The 16,580-nt window shown below is 40.9% G+C and carries 11 protein-coding genes; all 11 read right to left on the bottom strand.

Features of this window, described 5'->3' with window-relative positions; translation table 11 throughout:
• Positions 1-5: 5 nt before the first annotated feature.
• Complete coding sequence (locus QYT14_RS03255; protein WP_237040462.1) at positions 6-1,805, bottom strand: chloride channel protein; 1,800 nt, start codon at positions 1,803-1,805, stop codon at positions 6-8.
• 6 nt (positions 1,806-1,811) lie between these two features.
• Positions 1,812-2,387 (bottom strand): L-threonylcarbamoyladenylate synthase, encoded by a 576-nt coding sequence (locus QYT14_RS03260; RefSeq protein ID WP_288324210.1) that lies wholly within the window; start codon positions 2,385-2,387, stop codon positions 1,812-1,814.
• A 148-nt stretch (positions 2,388-2,535) separates the two neighbouring features.
• The gene (gene nagA / locus QYT14_RS03265; protein WP_288324209.1) at positions 2,536-3,699 is read right to left on the bottom strand and encodes an N-acetylglucosamine-6-phosphate deacetylase; all 1,164 of its coding nucleotides are present in this window, start codon (positions 3,697-3,699) and stop codon (positions 2,536-2,538) included.
• A gap of 108 nt (positions 3,700-3,807) precedes the next feature.
• Positions 3,808-4,362, bottom strand: coding sequence for a hypothetical protein (locus QYT14_RS03270; RefSeq protein WP_288324208.1), 555 nt, complete (start codon positions 4,360-4,362; stop codon positions 3,808-3,810).
• Between the two features lie 7 nt (positions 4,363-4,369).
• Complete coding sequence (locus QYT14_RS03275; protein ID WP_288324207.1) at positions 4,370-4,741, bottom strand: DUF3244 domain-containing protein; 372 nt, start codon at positions 4,739-4,741, stop codon at positions 4,370-4,372.
• 152 nt (positions 4,742-4,893) lie between these two features.
• On the bottom strand, positions 4,894-6,633 hold the full coding sequence (locus QYT14_RS03280; protein WP_288324206.1) for a hypothetical protein: 1,740 nt from the start codon (positions 6,631-6,633) through the stop codon (positions 4,894-4,896).
• Positions 6,634-6,979: 346 nt separating this feature from the next.
• The gene (locus QYT14_RS03285; protein WP_288324205.1) at positions 6,980-7,504 is read right to left on the bottom strand and encodes a hypothetical protein; all 525 of its coding nucleotides are present in this window, start codon (positions 7,502-7,504) and stop codon (positions 6,980-6,982) included.
• A 34-nt stretch (positions 7,505-7,538) separates the two neighbouring features.
• Positions 7,539-10,727: an efflux RND transporter permease subunit gene (locus QYT14_RS03290; RefSeq protein ID WP_288324204.1), complete on the bottom strand. Its 3,189-nt coding sequence runs from the start codon at positions 10,725-10,727 to the stop codon at positions 7,539-7,541.
• The gene (locus tag QYT14_RS03295; RefSeq protein ID WP_288324203.1) at positions 10,724-12,208 is read right to left on the bottom strand and encodes a TolC family protein; all 1,485 of its coding nucleotides are present in this window, start codon (positions 12,206-12,208) and stop codon (positions 10,724-10,726) included. The genes QYT14_RS03290 and QYT14_RS03295 overlap by 4 nt, the downstream gene beginning before the upstream one ends.
• Entirely contained in the window at positions 12,195-15,275 is a 3,081-nt protein-coding gene (locus tag QYT14_RS03300) for an efflux RND transporter permease subunit (protein WP_288324202.1), read from the bottom strand. Before QYT14_RS03300 ends, QYT14_RS03295 begins: the two co-directional genes overlap by 14 nt.
• 46 nt (positions 15,276-15,321) lie before the next feature.
• Positions 15,322-16,389: an efflux RND transporter periplasmic adaptor subunit gene (locus tag QYT14_RS03305; protein ID WP_288324332.1), complete on the bottom strand. Its 1,068-nt coding sequence runs from the start codon at positions 16,387-16,389 to the stop codon at positions 15,322-15,324.
• Between the last annotated feature and the right edge of the window lie 191 nt (positions 16,390-16,580).

Genomic DNA, 16,580 nt, shown 5'->3' on the forward strand with positions numbered 1-16,580 from the left:
AACTATTAATCTGCAGAAAAATCCACCAAAACCTGACGGTATGAGTTGAATATCTTCGACTTAGAAACAAATCCCTTATATTTGCCGGCCTCGTCTATCACAGGAAGATTCCAAGCCTTCGTATCATCAAACTTCCTCATAACTTCTTCCATCGAATCATTGACATAGATTCTGGCGGCAGGTGATACCATAAACTTTTCTACCTTGAAACGATGATATAACTCCTGACGGAACATAATGTTTCTGATATCGTCCAATGCCACGATGCCCAGCAACTCTCCATTCACATCCACAACAGGAAATAAATTACGTTTTGCCTGCGAAATGACCTTTACCATTTCACCCAAATCCATATCGGGGCGGACTTTCTCAAAGTCTGTTTCCACTACGCTTTCGATATTCATCAATGTTAATACAGCCTTATCCTTATGATGAGTCAGCAACTCCCCTTTTTTAGCCAGACGCATGGAATAAATACTATGCGGTTCAAACACCATAATAGTAAGATAAGAACTGACAGACACCATCATCAAAGGTAAAAACAAATCGTAGCCTCCGGTCAGCTCTGCAATCAGGAAAATACCCGTCAAGGGTGCATGCATCACCCCCGACATCAATCCTGCCATCCCCAACAATGCAAAATTCTTTTCCGGAATATACGGACCCAAATGAAATTCATTGCAGAAATGGGCAAAGATAAATCCGGTGATACATCCCAAAAACAAGCTGGGGGCAAAAATACCGCCACAACCGCCACCGCCATTAGTAGCACTGGATGCAAAGACTTTGAACAGAATTATCAATGCCAGATAAATCAGCAACAGACCGCCATATCCATAAAAGATTGAGTTATTCATCACCGTATCCCAATCCTGATTGGATACCCCGTTGAGCAATAAGTTAATCGTATCGTATCCTTCACCATAAAGAGGCGGAAAAAGGAAAATCAGGATACTTAGCATGATACCGCCGATAGCCAGTTTCACATACGGACTATTATAACGACGGAATACATTTTCCACCGAATTCATGGCACGAGTAAAATACAGGGAGACTAATCCACAAGCAATACCCAACAAGATGGCCGATGGGATACGCTCCATTAGAAACGGCTCATCCATGTGGAATTTAAACATAGCTTCCGAACCGGTAAGGATATAAGAAACCGTAGCGGCCGTCACACACGACACCAACAACGGCAACAGAGAAGCCATCGTCAAGTCTATCATCAAAACCTCCAAGGTGAATACCAATCCGGCAATAGGAGCTTTGAAAATACCGGCCACTGCTCCTGCAGCGCCACATCCCACCAAAAGCATCAGCGTCTTATGTTCCATCTTAAAGACACTGCCCAAATTGGAACCGATGGCAGAACCGGTCAGCACGATAGGTGCCTCAGCCCCCACCGACCCACCAAAACCGATGGTAATGGCACTTGCAATCATGGATGACCATGTATTATGCCGCTTGATACGGCTCTGACGCCGCGAAATGGCATAAAGAATCTTTGTCACACCATGGCTGATATCATCTTTCACAATATAACGAATGAATAAGCCGGTCAAAAAGATACCCACCACAGGATACACCAAATACAACCAGTTCACCCCTGTCGAGTCAAAATTCTCTGTCAGGAACTCCTTAATCCATTCCACCAGAAATTTCAGGAACCAGGCTGCCAGCGCAGTAAAGATACCAACCAAAAAGCTCAGTATCAGAATGAAATGTTTTTCCTTTATCCTTTGTTCGCGCCACAAAATAAAGCGCTGCAATAAACTCTTCTTATCTTCTATTATAGCATCCATTCTTTCTTATTCTCTTATAATCTTCACTTCTCCTCCTTTACCCAGCTTAATAATACTGGAAGGTTTCGGATGTCCGACTTCATCTTGTCTATAACCGACAATATAGTCTACCGCCTGTTTTACTTCCTCACTTATCTCACTGAAATTGGCAGGTGAAGGCTGGCCGCTAATGTTTGCCGAAGTAGAGACTATTGCTTTACGAAAGCGGAAACAGAGCTCCTTAGAAAATTCTTCACTTGTCACACGAATACCGACACTACCATCTTCCGCCAACAGGTTTTCGGCCAAATTACGAGCACCGTCATAGATAATAGTCAGCGGTTTGGTAGCATAATCTATCAAGTCCCATGCAACTGCAGGCACATCTCGTACATAGAAATCAACTTTCACCGAACTGTCTACCAGTACCAACATCGCCTTACTGTCTGCACGTCTCTTTATGTCATATACACGCTTCACAGCTTCTGCATTAGTTGCATCGCAACCTATTCCCCAGATGGTATCAGTAGGATAAAGAATTACCCCGCCTTTCTGCATAACCTCACAGGCTTTCTTCACATCTTGTCTAATCGCTTCGTCCATATCGATTTTATTGTTTGGGTTTTCAATTCTACGAATTGCAAATGTAGCAATTTTCCCATTGATAACGACTACTAAAACTAAAAAAAGATGCCTAAACAATTACTTCGAACTGTTTAAACATCTTCCCCAAACTATTTAAAGAGTATATTTAGAACAATGTATTCGTTCCTTCTATCAGATTACCCATTGCCCATGCAGCACGGATATTCAAGTCATGGTCTAAAATCAACAAATCGGCATCCTTATCTTTTTGCAATGACCCTTTCCTGTCATCTACTCCCATAATGCGTGCCGGAGTTTCCGAAACCATATTAATGGCATCGCCCAAAGGAATGCCGGCTTTAACCATCGTACGTACCAATACATCCATTGTAGCAATACTTCCTGCCAGTGAAGAACGGTCTGCCATCTTGCATACGCCATCCTCGATAATTACATTCGAATCAGTGATTTCAACTCCCTCGGCAGCGGCATAAGCCAGCGCATCAGTCACCAGACAAGTATGGTTCACCCCTTTCAGTTTATAAGCCAACCGCAAAATAGTAGAAGGCAAATGAATACCGTCAGCAATAAGTTCGATGGTCATTCCATCTGTCAGATAGACACTCTCCACCGTTCCTTCATATTTATATTCACGGCGTTTATGAAATCCCGGCATTGCATTATAAAAATGGGCCGCATGAGTATATCCGGCTTCATAAGCAGCTTTGATACCGTCATATTCAGCCTCGGTATGGGAAACAGCAGCCACTATCCCTTTAGATTTCAGATAGCCGGCAAACTCCAAAGCTCCCGGCAGTTCGGGAGATGAATCCCAGCGCTTGATACAATTGGTTTCATCCAACAATGAGGTATATTCTTCTTTATCCGGATTTTTCACCTTACCGGCAAACTGCTCACCTGCCATCTTAGGATTCAGGTAAGGCCCCTCCACATGAAGTCCCAATACCGGACTGTCTTTTTCTTCCATCAGCTTTTCGCATACACTTACGGCTTTACGAATCTCTGAAAAAGGAGAAGATGACAATGTAGGGAAAATGCTGGTGGCACCGTGTCTCTGATGTGCTTTGACTGCTGTGCGGAATGCCTCTTCCGTACACTCTGTAAAGTCGTGACCACCGCCTCCATGAGCATGCATACATACAAATCCGGGGACAATATACATGCCTTTGGCATCAATCAGATTAGCACCAATCAGCGCTAAATCGCAGTTAGTAACTTCAAGTATTTTATTATCCCGCATCAACACCGAACCTTCGTCCAGCCAACCCTGTGGGGTAAATATCTTACCATTGATAATTTGAGTTAACATAATATGTAAGTATTAGAATGTTTATTGACCTGCAAAGTAAGACATTTTATTTTATTCCTCTTTATAAAATTGGGATTTCTTTCTACTTTTTCCAATCGGCCATACAAACTATTCCATGACATTGGCCATTATCTTCATATATTTTTCTTTCACTTCCACATCATTTATAGGATTGCCCATCGTTATCACTTGGTCTGCCTCATCTAACAGAAAAGTCTGCGTATGCAGTTCTTTTGAAAATTGATTGAGATGGTTAAACAAATCTGTTTCATCCACACAGACAGGGTAAATAAAATGATTACGCTTTGCTATGTTGCACAGATTATCCCTATCTTTTGTATTAAAGTAAAAGACAAAAAACACATCATTTCCCGTCAAAGAGTCAACTTCATGGATAAACGTTTTCCAACGGTCGAAATGAAATTTATTCTCCTTACAGCCCAAGGAGTCTACATAGGTTACAATCTTATATTCAGAATGGGGAAAAGTAAAATGCACGGTATCACGTCCCTGAATAGTAAAAGTCGAATAGGAAGGAAAAGCCAATGCTTTCCCTTCCCACTCTTTAACCAAACGTGTATTCTTCTCCTTTTCTGTCTCTTTACAAGCACAAAACAGACAGAGAAACATGAAGAGAAGCAATGATGAGCTTACATGTTTCACTTCGTGGCTATTCTATTTTAAATGTGCCACTTAGGTACGTACCTCGCGGTGTCGTTATAGTTATAATATAAGTGCCTTTTGAATAACCACTTATATTAAAAACTTCAGGAGTAGAATCAATAAATGAAATAGTACGCTCTTCCATCTCCTGATTGTTTTCTTCTGATGCAACCGTCACTGTAGCATCAGAAAGGTCAACATAAAAAGTAATGGTAACTTGTGCACCTTGAAGATAAGCTTCTACAGGGAAAGAAGCAGATCGGAGGTCATCCATTTCATAAGTTCCCTTAAAATCGATATCTTTAGGGATCTCATATATTTGTGCCCATGCAGACACACTCAACAGCATAAAAAAGCAAGTCATTAATACGTTTTTCATAACAAATGGTTTTATAACAACTGCGAATTTAGAGAGCATTTCCCCATCATCCAAATAATCATCCCATTGATTTGCGACATTAGCTTTTTCTGATTATCAATAATATACATTAAAAGAACAAGCTTTTTTGCGACAAAACTTGAATAAAACACCTACCGTATTTCTCTCAATTCTAATATATAGGTGGTAAAATCATCTTTACTACCTTTAGAAAATCCAAATTTCTCGCATATACGATAAATCCATCGTTCTTCTGAGCGCAACTGTATCTTTAACAAATCAGAGATTTCATCATCAGAAAAATCCAATGCCTTTAAATAACAAACATCTCTTTCTCTCCCTGTCAACTGATATCTCTCCAATAATCGACTGGCAAAATTATTATAAACCAAGTCTAACCAGATATGTAGCTTCTCTCTATCTACAGCCGGGTCATAAGAAGGAAGCTCTTTAGATTTCAATTTCATTATCACTTCCAAAGCTTCAATATATTCCAGCGGGATATCTTTATCTTTCGACTTACAAATAATTTCCAATCTACGAATACTGACATCTTTCTGCTTCTTTTCAGCTTCCAGCTGCACAATTTGCAACTGCAATTTTTCTTTCTCCCCATTATGCATGGTATCATCTTCTGCTATTTTTATTTGATTAGCATCAATCCTTGCCTGCAATTCAGCCTTTTCTTGCATATTCCGTAATAATAACTTTTTATTATTCCTTCTATTAATAATAAGTATCAGATAGATACTTCCAATCAATATGATTATTGTGGTAATAGAAATTAAGATAGTAAGATACCAATGATTACGTATTTCCGCATTCTTATTTATCAAAACAGCCCGATCATACTTCTTTTGCATTGCCAATAATTCAACTTGATTCACACGATTACGTATAGAGTCCGTCAATGATATAAAGTTCGATAAATTAGACAATGCATTCTTATAGTCGTTTTTTTGAGAAGCCTCAACATACCATGAATAATATATTTTAGCTTTTATCTCCAAATCCGATTTATCTAAAGCACACTGCCATAAACTATCTACCTTTTCCCGATATCCTTTTTTTGAATATATATCAGCTAGCAAAAGCAATGTTTTATAATTGGTTTTATGTGTTTGCCTTATCAAAGCTTCTCTTAAATATTCTTCAGCCTCCATCCACTTCTCCTCTTTTTTGAGGTTAGCACCTATATTATAATATATTTTAGATTGAAGAGTAGAATCTACAGATGGAATCATTTCTAATAAATCAGAATAATATAAATTTGCACTATCCTTATTTCCCCAACAATATTCTATATTGGCTACGTTCATTAAGTTACTAGCTTTCCACTCTAACTGACACTCATGTGTATTTATCAAAATTGCCTTTTTAAAATAAGAGACAGCTAAACCATAATTATCATGCTTTTGATTCAAATAACCTAACCCAGTATAAATAAAAGAAGTAATCTTATTATCCTTTATTCTCGGAATATAGCTTTCCGCTTCTTTATAGGCCAACATAGCTTCCTCATCCTTACCCATATCTTTTAATACTCCCCCTTTATATAACAATGAGGCTGTTCTTTTTTCTACATCTTTATCCTGATAATATTCGACAGCGATATTAATCAATGAATCCGAAGTGGCGATAATGTTGGAACGATATTGCGCTTGTGTTAACAGCAATGCATAATCTGCCCGCTCTTTTCCCTCCAAAGCTTCCGGCATAATGATAGACTCTAATACTTTTAAAGCAGAATCAGGTTCATCCCACATTTGTTTTTCTGCCATATCCAATGCTGTTCTCACCTCTTTATGACCACAAGAGACACAAATACATAGGATTATCAACAACATACCAAGCACTTTACAACATGTCAACTTGTCGTTCTTCTCTACCATATACATAACTTTTTGTTTTTTATAATAAGCTTAAGCGTATACAATATTACAATTACCCGATAATACCACCAAATAATTTTATACTAATCTTTCCGATTTATACCAATTCAGCGATATTAGTATCTAAATAAACGTTCAAGGAAAAATGTACATACGTATGTGTAGCCCCATGCGGACGTATAGGTTAGACTAAAAAATAAACGTAATGATTTTTACAACCCTGAAAAAATCTTCAGGGTATAGAGCGCACGCACTTCTTATCCAACAGGAATATTATAACAACAATCAATCATTGGGAAAAGCCAACTCATCACAACATCAAGAAACTCGATATAAACAAAACAGCTCATCTACAAAAACGATGTCCACAGTCTTTACATCTACGATTCATATTACAACGCTTGCTAGCACCTAGAATAAAAAGTATAAGAGCGATAAGCAATATCGCAATCATAAGCATTGACACTGTAGGAGAAGAAAAAACATTACTTAAAGGAGTTAAAAAGTAACAGCCTGCAATAAGCAAGGAAAATAGAATAAACATTGATATGGCTGTTCGGTGTTTAAGATACGGAGTGTTACTGATAATGTTTTCGCTACCACACTTCGGACACCAACAGACCGACTGTGCCTTTCGCTGACTTTCAATTATTGAAACTATTTTTGTAGCCTGGTCATAATTGTCTTTAGACACATAGATTGCAATGCCTTCATTGGGACCGTGAGCTCCATGATGCCCATATTGCTTTTCATCATGCCGATAGGAAGTAATACCTGATGCAAACAATGCATCGGTTACTTCATCAGCATAAATTGAATTATCACACTGTACCAACAATATTTCAACTTCTTGAATACTTTTATTCTCCATCACAATAAGTTACGAGTTATAACCATCATCATTTTTATCTCTTTATTCTTTCCGACTTAATTCTTCTTTTCTGTTTCTTTAAAGAGAATATAGGCAAGAACATGAAAATGCCAAGTATAGAAGCTGTCAACCCACCAATCGTTCCGGCTGCTAACGGAAACCAAAAGGCCTCTTTTCCCTGACCAATCATAAAAGGAATAAACCCTAAAATGGTAGACACAACAGTCAGGAAAATAGGGATAATCTTTGAATTCCATGCTTTAGTATACGCCTGCACATCCGACAGTAACGGATAACGTCTGCGAATGGAGTTATACTCATTCAAAATGTAAATACTTGCATTCACCGTTATACCGCATAATAGTACAAAAGATGCAAACCCACCCTGGTCAAAGTTCAAGCCAAAAAGATAGAACGTCAAAAATACGCCAATATACGAAATAGGAATCACAAAAATGATAGCCAACGGTTGCTTGAGTGAATTAAACAAAATGCTGGTGGTAAAGAAAATAATCGCAATCACTATTAAGAGCAATGCATATTGTGCGTTGTCCTTCTTTCCCCATGACCACTGTTCCTGCTCATCTTCCGCCGTATATCCCATCGGCAATATCTTATTAAAGGCTTCCAAATCCTTTTTTAACAGTTTCCTTCCTTGCTCGGAAGAACCGATGTATTCATATTGCAGACACAGACGATACTGCTGGTTCTCTTTTGCCACCTTCTGTGGAGACTGTCCTTTCTCTACCGTTGCAAAATCCGCCAATTTATAAGAGTGTCCGTTTATCATCAAAGGAACATTTACCAACCCCCATACATCATATTTCTGCCCCTGCATGGAAGACAACTTCAACCATTCTGCCTGATTTTCAAACAATACACTTCCGCAATAAATATCACGTCCGAACACAGGGCCCAAGGCATTGAACAACTGTGTAGCCGTAATATTCTCCTTGGCCATCCTTTCCCTGTTCAAGTCAAGATAGAATTCACTGTAATCGTCCTTCCACCATGAGAATTCCGAATTAATAATCACCTCTTTTATTCGACGATGCTCCAAAAGTTTTTCTTTCAAGCGGTCTCCCCAATAGGCCAACTCATCATAATTATATCCGTACATCTTCACCCGGAAACTTCCCGCGCTCTCACGCACATCATTGTTAAAACCCTGGTCTTGCAAGCCATATACTCCCCAGCTTCCTCCTCCCAATGTCAAAGCTTTGCTGATAATGTTAGACTTCAATGTATAAGGAAATCCACTGTGCTCCACTTCTTTCGTAAAATAAATCTGTAAGTTTGCCTGCCGTGCACTATATATAGATGTCTGGAACTGCCTAATCTCTTTAAAGTCACTCAGATAAGTCTCCATCTTCTTGACCAATGCATTCATTTGCTCCAAGGTACTTCCGTTAGGCAGATTGGCATTCACATACAGCACCACTTCCCCCTCATCACGATTAAAGTAACTGCCTTCGTACACTTTCTCGACAAAAAGACGCAAGCTGCCTCCCAGTGCCTTGTCCACTATCGGCTTCACTTTCTCTTTATATGTGGAGTTACTGAATACTTTATTATAATATTCGGCAAATTTTCCTTCACCTTCCATCTTCTCCGGCAACATAAAGACGGGCAAACCAAAGCCCAAAGCCAATAGAATGCAAGCTATCACCCTAAAACGACACAGATAATAAATGAAACCTTGATAGAAACGGGTGAAATAAACAGCAAAACGCTTCATCCAAGTGCGTCTGTGCTTCTTCACCTTTTTCTTCTCCAAGCCAATCTTGTCAATCATAGAAGGAACAAAGAACAAGGCTACAAACAATGAAACGGCCAGATTTATGATTACCACTGCTGCAAAATCCTGCAAGTTCAGCCGAATCTTTTCATCGAGGAAGAAAATAATGACTAATGCCCCGATGGTGGTTAAGGTAGCAGCCAACACAGAGACAAATGCCTTTAAGTTCCTACGATGCAAAATATGGTCGGTCATGACAATCGTATTGTCTATCACCAAATTAAGAGATATGGTAATACCCGCCAAAGAGTAAAGCTGCATTTCCAGTCCGAATGTATAATAGAAAATAGCCGCTACGGATATGTTGATAGTCAAACTGGTGACTATCAGAAACAAGTAACGCAAATTGCGGGTTATCAATGCGACAAACAGCAATAAAATCAGTACAGTCAGTCCGGTACGGAAATAAATCTTATCCAACTCCTTTTGGATATATTCTGTAGCATCATAACCGATATGCACTTCATATCCGGCCGGCATCTTCGCCTGCAATTCCGCCATACGCTCTTTCACCTGGCGGCTCAATTCCAACTGATTGGCCGTTTCTTCGGCCGTAATATAAAGATAGATAGAATTCAATCCATTGATGCGGTAATAACTCTGCGGTTGTTCTTCCACATGCTTTACTTTTATCAACTTATCCAGTGTGACCACCGTGCCGTCTCCCGCCTTCAGTTGAATGACATCGGGCTCAAACTCCGTTTCCTTACCTGTAGCAGTGCGCACCACCCGAATCCAATCCTTATTATCCGGACCTTTCTCTATAGAACAAATACCTAGAAATTCTTTTTCGTAATGGCGGTTGATGGCGACCTGTACATCTCCCAGTGTTATCCCCAAACGAGACAACTGTTCACTGTCATATTCCAATTGCCATTCCATCGGAGTAGCCCCATTCAGCTCCACCTTATAGATGCCTGCCAATTGCCCCAGTACTGGCTTTATATTCTCCTCGGCATAGTTCTGAATCAAGATAGGATTGGAAGGGGCATTGAGAGTATACGTCATAAATGGCCGCGACGCTTTATCATCCGACCGGCGGGTACTAATCTGAGGATAACTTACTCCGTCAGGAAGTTGTGCCCACGTTTGGCGGATAATGGTTGACACCTCAAAACGAGCGGCATCAATATCCGCATGCTTATCCAGTTCCAGTGTTATGCTTCCTCTTCCATTGTCGGAAGTAGATATTACATTTTTTATTCCGTTTACCCTTGCCAGCATCGATTCCAGTTTACTGGTCACTTCAGCCTCTATCACTCGTGATGAGTTACCCGGCATCCTAAATGAAATAGTCAGCCCCGGCAAGACACGCGACGGCGCCAGTTTGACCGGTAATAACGGAACCAAAGCCAAACCTATCAACGCCAAACAAACAAAAGTTACTATCAGCGTAAACGAAGAGAAAGTACGAGAGTTGCTCATCGATACATACCTACATTAAAATCAAACTTATCAGACAATGAAAATCCCGAAGCAAAGTCGTGCAATGTCAGTTTCCGTATCTTATAATAATTCAACCAATAATTCTGCAAAGCTGAAATATAATTCTTCTGCGCTTCCTGCTGGCGGTTTAGCGAAAGAGTCAGACTGTTCACATCCGCTTTACCGATAATAAAGCGTTGCCGTGTCTGTTCATAGGCCATTACCGCCAAGTCCAATGCTTCTTCGGCACTGGTAATCAGGCGTTGCTGGATATTAAAATCACTTACTGTCATTATAACCTCTTCTTCCACACTAAGCTCTTCCTGGCGTGCGGCAATCTTTACCACATTCAGGTTATTCTTTGCCATGTTGTATTTCCCTTTTCTTACTCCCCAGTCCACCAATGGAATAGAAACACTCACCGACACCAAATCCTGTTGCAGAGGATGGCGGTAGGCATCCCCGAACTTATCTGCCACCTGATTGAATCCGACACTGGCATTCAGGCTGGCATTAAAACGAGATTCCACCTTAGTCTTGTTCACATTCTGTTCCGCTTCCAAAATATTCTGGCGTTGTTCCAGAAAAGAGGGGTTGTTCTCTTTTGCTTTAGCCAAAGCCACATCTACCGGAATCTCCATTGCAGAAGGGCGGCCGGGCAAAGACAATTCGATAGTCGTATTCTTATCCAGATTCAGAAAAGAGGCCAATGAGAACATGGCACGCTTCAGTGCAATCTGTGCATTTTCCAATGTGTTATGCGCATTTACTTTATCCAATTCAAGAGTCAATAAATCGGCACGTGAAATGGCTGCTATTTTATGACGTTGCAGTCCGATACTGTACAGGGTATCACTGGAGGCCACATTCTCTTTAGCCAATTGATAGTCGGCTTGAGCCATCGCCAATGCAAAGAAGTAAGTGACCGCCTCTTCTGACACCGTCTCCGTATTGTAAATGAATTGTTTCTTTACCTTTTCATATTTCAACGGCTCAATCTTACGGTCCCAACGAAATGCATTATACCCCAATAAGCTCTGCTGATAACCTACCCGGATAGGCACACTGGAATATTGAGTAGACTTCGTATCACCAAAGTTGCGCATAAAGTCGAGTTGGGAATCTATATAGAAGGTACCGCCTGTCCAGTCCAAATTCTGCCTAATACTCAGTCCACCACCGGCACTGAACATCTGCTGTTCACGATATACGTCCATATCCTCATTTGAATCATAACGCTGAGTGATATAGCGATAATACTTTGCCGGAGTCAAATCGAGCGTCAGACTGGGAAGACGATTCGCTTTATACGTTCTGAATTCCCAATAACCCGATAAATACATGTTCTGATATCTGAATGCCGACAACGAACTGTCATTCGCAATCTCTATCGTATGTTGCAAATCCAGCTTCACCGTCTGCTGTGCCTTTGCTCCAAGCGATAAAAGGCACCCTATGATCCATATACTAACGTACTTCATTTTTGTCATGTTTTCTATAAATAAACCAATATATCAAAGGAATAATGAACAAACTGACCAATGTTCCCACTACCATCGAACCAATCATGGCAATAGACAATGGTTTTTGCAATTCCGACCCCATATCCGAAGTAAACAACAATGGCACCATTGCAAAAATAGTAGTCAATGACGTCATGATAATGGCTCTCAAACGCCTTTTACCCGCAGTATGGATAGCCTCAACCAAAGGCACTCCCGCCTTGCGTAACTCATTAATGGTGTCTAGTTTCAAAATAGAGTCATTCACCACAATACCGCAGGTTACAATGATACCAATGGCCGACATCAGGTTCAGCGTATGCCCAAGCGCCCATAAGGTAATCAAAGCAAAGGCTGTGTCAATCGGTATTTCCAACAACACAATGAGTGGCTGCAAGAAACTCTCGAACTGTGCGCACAAGATAAAGTACATCAATAAAAGTGACACAAACAGAATGACAGTCAGTTCGCCCATCATCTTTTCATTCGAGAAGAAACTACCTGAAAAATCAACTTCCCATTCATTCTTTTCTTTAACTGTTTCCTTCACCTCCTTCATAAGTCGTGTCGGATTTTCAACATCATAAAAACTCAACGGAATATATTCCCCGTTCTTACCGGCCGTAATGCTCTTCAAATCCTCTGCCGGGACAATAGACACCAACTCGCTCAGCGGAATATAATTCACCTGTCTATTCTTATCAGGCAACGTTTGAACCAAAGTTTCATTCAGAATACGGTTTACACTCTTTTCTTCTCCGGCAATGCCGATGGGCAAGTATTGCTGGTAAGAACGCAAGGTAGATACTTTATTTTCTTTAAAAGCTGTGCGCAACACTCTGGTAAGCTCTTCATAGGCTATGTTATACAACAACAACTTTTCCTGGTTCACCACCAAGTTCAACTGATTACGGAAAGCAATACCTGTCGGTGTCATTCCCGTTGCTTGAATAACATCCTTTTCCAATTGCTGTAACTGCTCGGCTTCGGGAGCTTTTGATTTATTGGCAACATGAAGTTCAGCTACGATATCTGCCTCTCCTGTTACAAATAACTTCTCGAAAATAGTTTCGGGGGGAGAAAAAGAGACCACTGCCAAAGGATATTTCTCTTCCACTTCTTTTGTCAGCAAATCCTGCAATGGAAGTATTTCTGTCGGTGTCCCGGTCTTAAAATAAAGCTCCGCTTCAGTGGAAGACAACTCACTTCCTCCATTCAATATATAATCCTGCATACCCACGTAAGCCGTATGCTCAGTCACCTTACCATCCGTCAGTTTCATCAACTCGTCCACTCTTCTGTTATTCTCGTCCACATGAATGTTTTCATTCCATTCGATACGCATTATCAGTTCATTCTGATCTATCTCCGGCATCCTTTCCTTTTCCATAAAATAGAAGAAGAACACACAGACTGGCAAAGTGGCCAAAGTACCCAACAGACTAATCTTTTTATGAGAAAATACCCAATCGATACCTTTATCATAAAAACCCTCCAGCCATTCATTTTTCAACAGATTATCAAATCTCTTGGACAAGAAGCTCTTGCTCCGTATGCCTGCTCTGTAAAATAACAGATAAAGCACCGGCAAAAGCATGATGCCGGTAACATACGAAATCATCAATCCCACTGTGATAGAAAAAGCCTGGTCCATAAAGATAGCACCTGCAATACCGCTCATAAATATCAACGGCAGGAAGACGGCAATGGTCGTCAGTGACGAACTCAACATCGGAGTAATCATTTCCGTAGTTCCCACAGCACATGACCGCTTCAATGAATATCCCCGCTCCCGATACTGAGAAATATTCTCCGTCACGATGATGGAGCTGTCAATCATCATACCCACAGCCAAAATCAAGCCCGACAATGAGATGACGTTCAACGAGACATGACAGAAATAGAAGAAGAAAAAAGTAATGACAATAGAAGTCACCATGCTGATACCGATTACCAACGGCGAGCGGATATCTCCCAAAAACAATATGGCAACAATGAAAATAAACAAGAAACCTAAAGACAAATTCTGTTGCAAGTTAGAAATGGTATAATCCAACAATTCCGTCTGGTTACGGCTTACACTGAATTCAATATCGGGATAAAGAGAAGCAAAATAATCGGTCGTTTCTTTCAACTTCTCTTTCATTTCATCCATATTCTCGTCACTCTGCTTTATGATAGCCAAGGTCACCGCTTTTTTACCTCCGGCAACGGAGAGCCCGCTTTCTTTTTGTGAGACGACATCCACTTTGCAAAGTTCCTTCAATTGCAAAATACGGTCTCCCTTACGAATATAGATATTCTTCACATCTTCCGGAGTACGGAGCAGCGTAGCGATACGGATATTATATTCATAATACCCATCTCTTACCAGCATACTTCCCGGCTCCACATTATTGGAAGCCAATGCATTCTCGATATCCTCCACCGTGATACCCGTCATGGCCAGTTTATCTTTATCGGGAACTATCTGAAGCAGTTTTCCGGGAACCCCCGTAATATCTGCCATTGCCACTTCGGGCAACTGTTCGATACGGCGTTTAACCACATTTTCCGCCAATTCGCACATATCCAGAAACTGTTGCTCATTCGTGCCCTCATAAGGCCGGTCATTCTTCAGTGTCATGTTCAGATAGAACACCGGAATATCCGTTGCACTAGCCTTTATTGCTTTAGGACGCGCCACCTCTTTGGGCAGGCTGTTCATGGCAGCATCAATCTTTTCATTGACCTCTATAAACGCCAAATCCGTATTGACACCAAACTCGAACTCCATGCGGATAATACCCGCACCGTCACGAGTCTCACTTTTTATTTCTCTCAATCCGGCCACCTGCAACAATTGTCTGCGGACCGGTGTAACGACCGTATTCTCCAGTTCACGCGCCGAAGAGTTTTCCCCCGATACCTGAATGGTAATTTGGGGAATAGCGATATCAGGCAGCAGAGATACCGGCAATGAGAAGTACGTCACCAGCCCGACAATAAAACAGGCAGTGAACGCCATCAGCACGGCTATAGGACGTTGTAATAAGAACTTTACCATCTATTAATTCTTTTCAGATTCTTCAATTCATTCAGAATGACAATTCTCAATTCTTAATTACCTTGACCGGAGCTTCATGTGCTAAATTTACATTACCGGTGGCTATCACTTCCATTCCTTCCTCCAGACCGTCTGTGATAGTATATTCTTCCATATTTTCCAGTCCGGTATGCACATAGTTCCACATAGCCTTACCATCTTTCAGTGTAAACACCACCTGCTTACCCGAACGCAGGACAACAGCCGTTTTAGGAATCACCAACTGCTCTCCTACCGAACGCTTCACACTGACTCTGACATTCATTCCGTCAAAAAGTTTATTGCCTCCATTCACCCGCGCCTTTACACGCACCATACCGTTTTCGTCCACCAGCGGATTGATTTCACTGATATTTCCCTGACGTACACCGGCAGCGGAAGCATAAGGAGTCACTTCCACTTTATCCCCTACCTTAATCAGAGGCAGCTCACTTTCGAGCACAGTGAAATCAACTTCCATCGTACCGGCGTTAATCACCCGGCAAAAAGCTTCAGATGTTTTTGGGATGTTATGTTCTTTTTCGAAAAGATTGGCGACAACGCCATCAAAGGGTGCCACCAGCGTAGCTTGTTCCACATCATATTTGGCAGATTCATATTGGGCTTTACTTTGCTCATAACCACTTTTTACTTTTGCCAATTCCAATACATCGGCCGGCACAGCTTTCAAGTTGTCGGGTGCATACCCCTGTCCTATCAATACATCCTGCATCTCCAATGTAGACTGGGCCAGTCCATTCTTCTGCTGAGCCAACGTATTATTCAGCTTAAACAAATCAAGTTCGGCTATTTTTTGCCCCTTACGCACCACATCTCCATTTTTCACCCAAACGTGGGCTACCACTTCTGCAGTGCGGAAATACAGGTCGGCATAATCCTTTGCCGTCACTTTTCCATTACTGATTAGTTCATGATTGAACACTCGTTTTTCCAGCGGTACTACCGTCACCTCATTGGGTAATGAGGGCAATACAGTTTCCACACCTTCTTTTTCCTTAGAATCTTTCTTTTCATCAGAACAAGCTACCATTGTAGTGGCCAGCACCAGCCCATAAGCCAATATGTGTAGTTTCATAGTCATGTTATTCTTGTTTTAAAGGCAAAAAAAAATATTATAATTGAATAAAGCTCATTTTTACTCTTCTTTTTTTGTTAAACTTTCCTTATTAGGTATTTATACAACTCAGCCAAAATAGGAATATCAAAGTAATTTCTTTATTTCCTCCCTCATTTGCCTGATGGCCGTGGATTGCACCTTCGGCTCTT

The sequence above is a fragment of the uncultured Phocaeicola sp. genome (genome assembly GCF_948499155.1).
Taxonomy (GTDB): domain Bacteria; phylum Bacteroidota; class Bacteroidia; order Bacteroidales; family Bacteroidaceae; genus Phocaeicola; species Phocaeicola faecalis.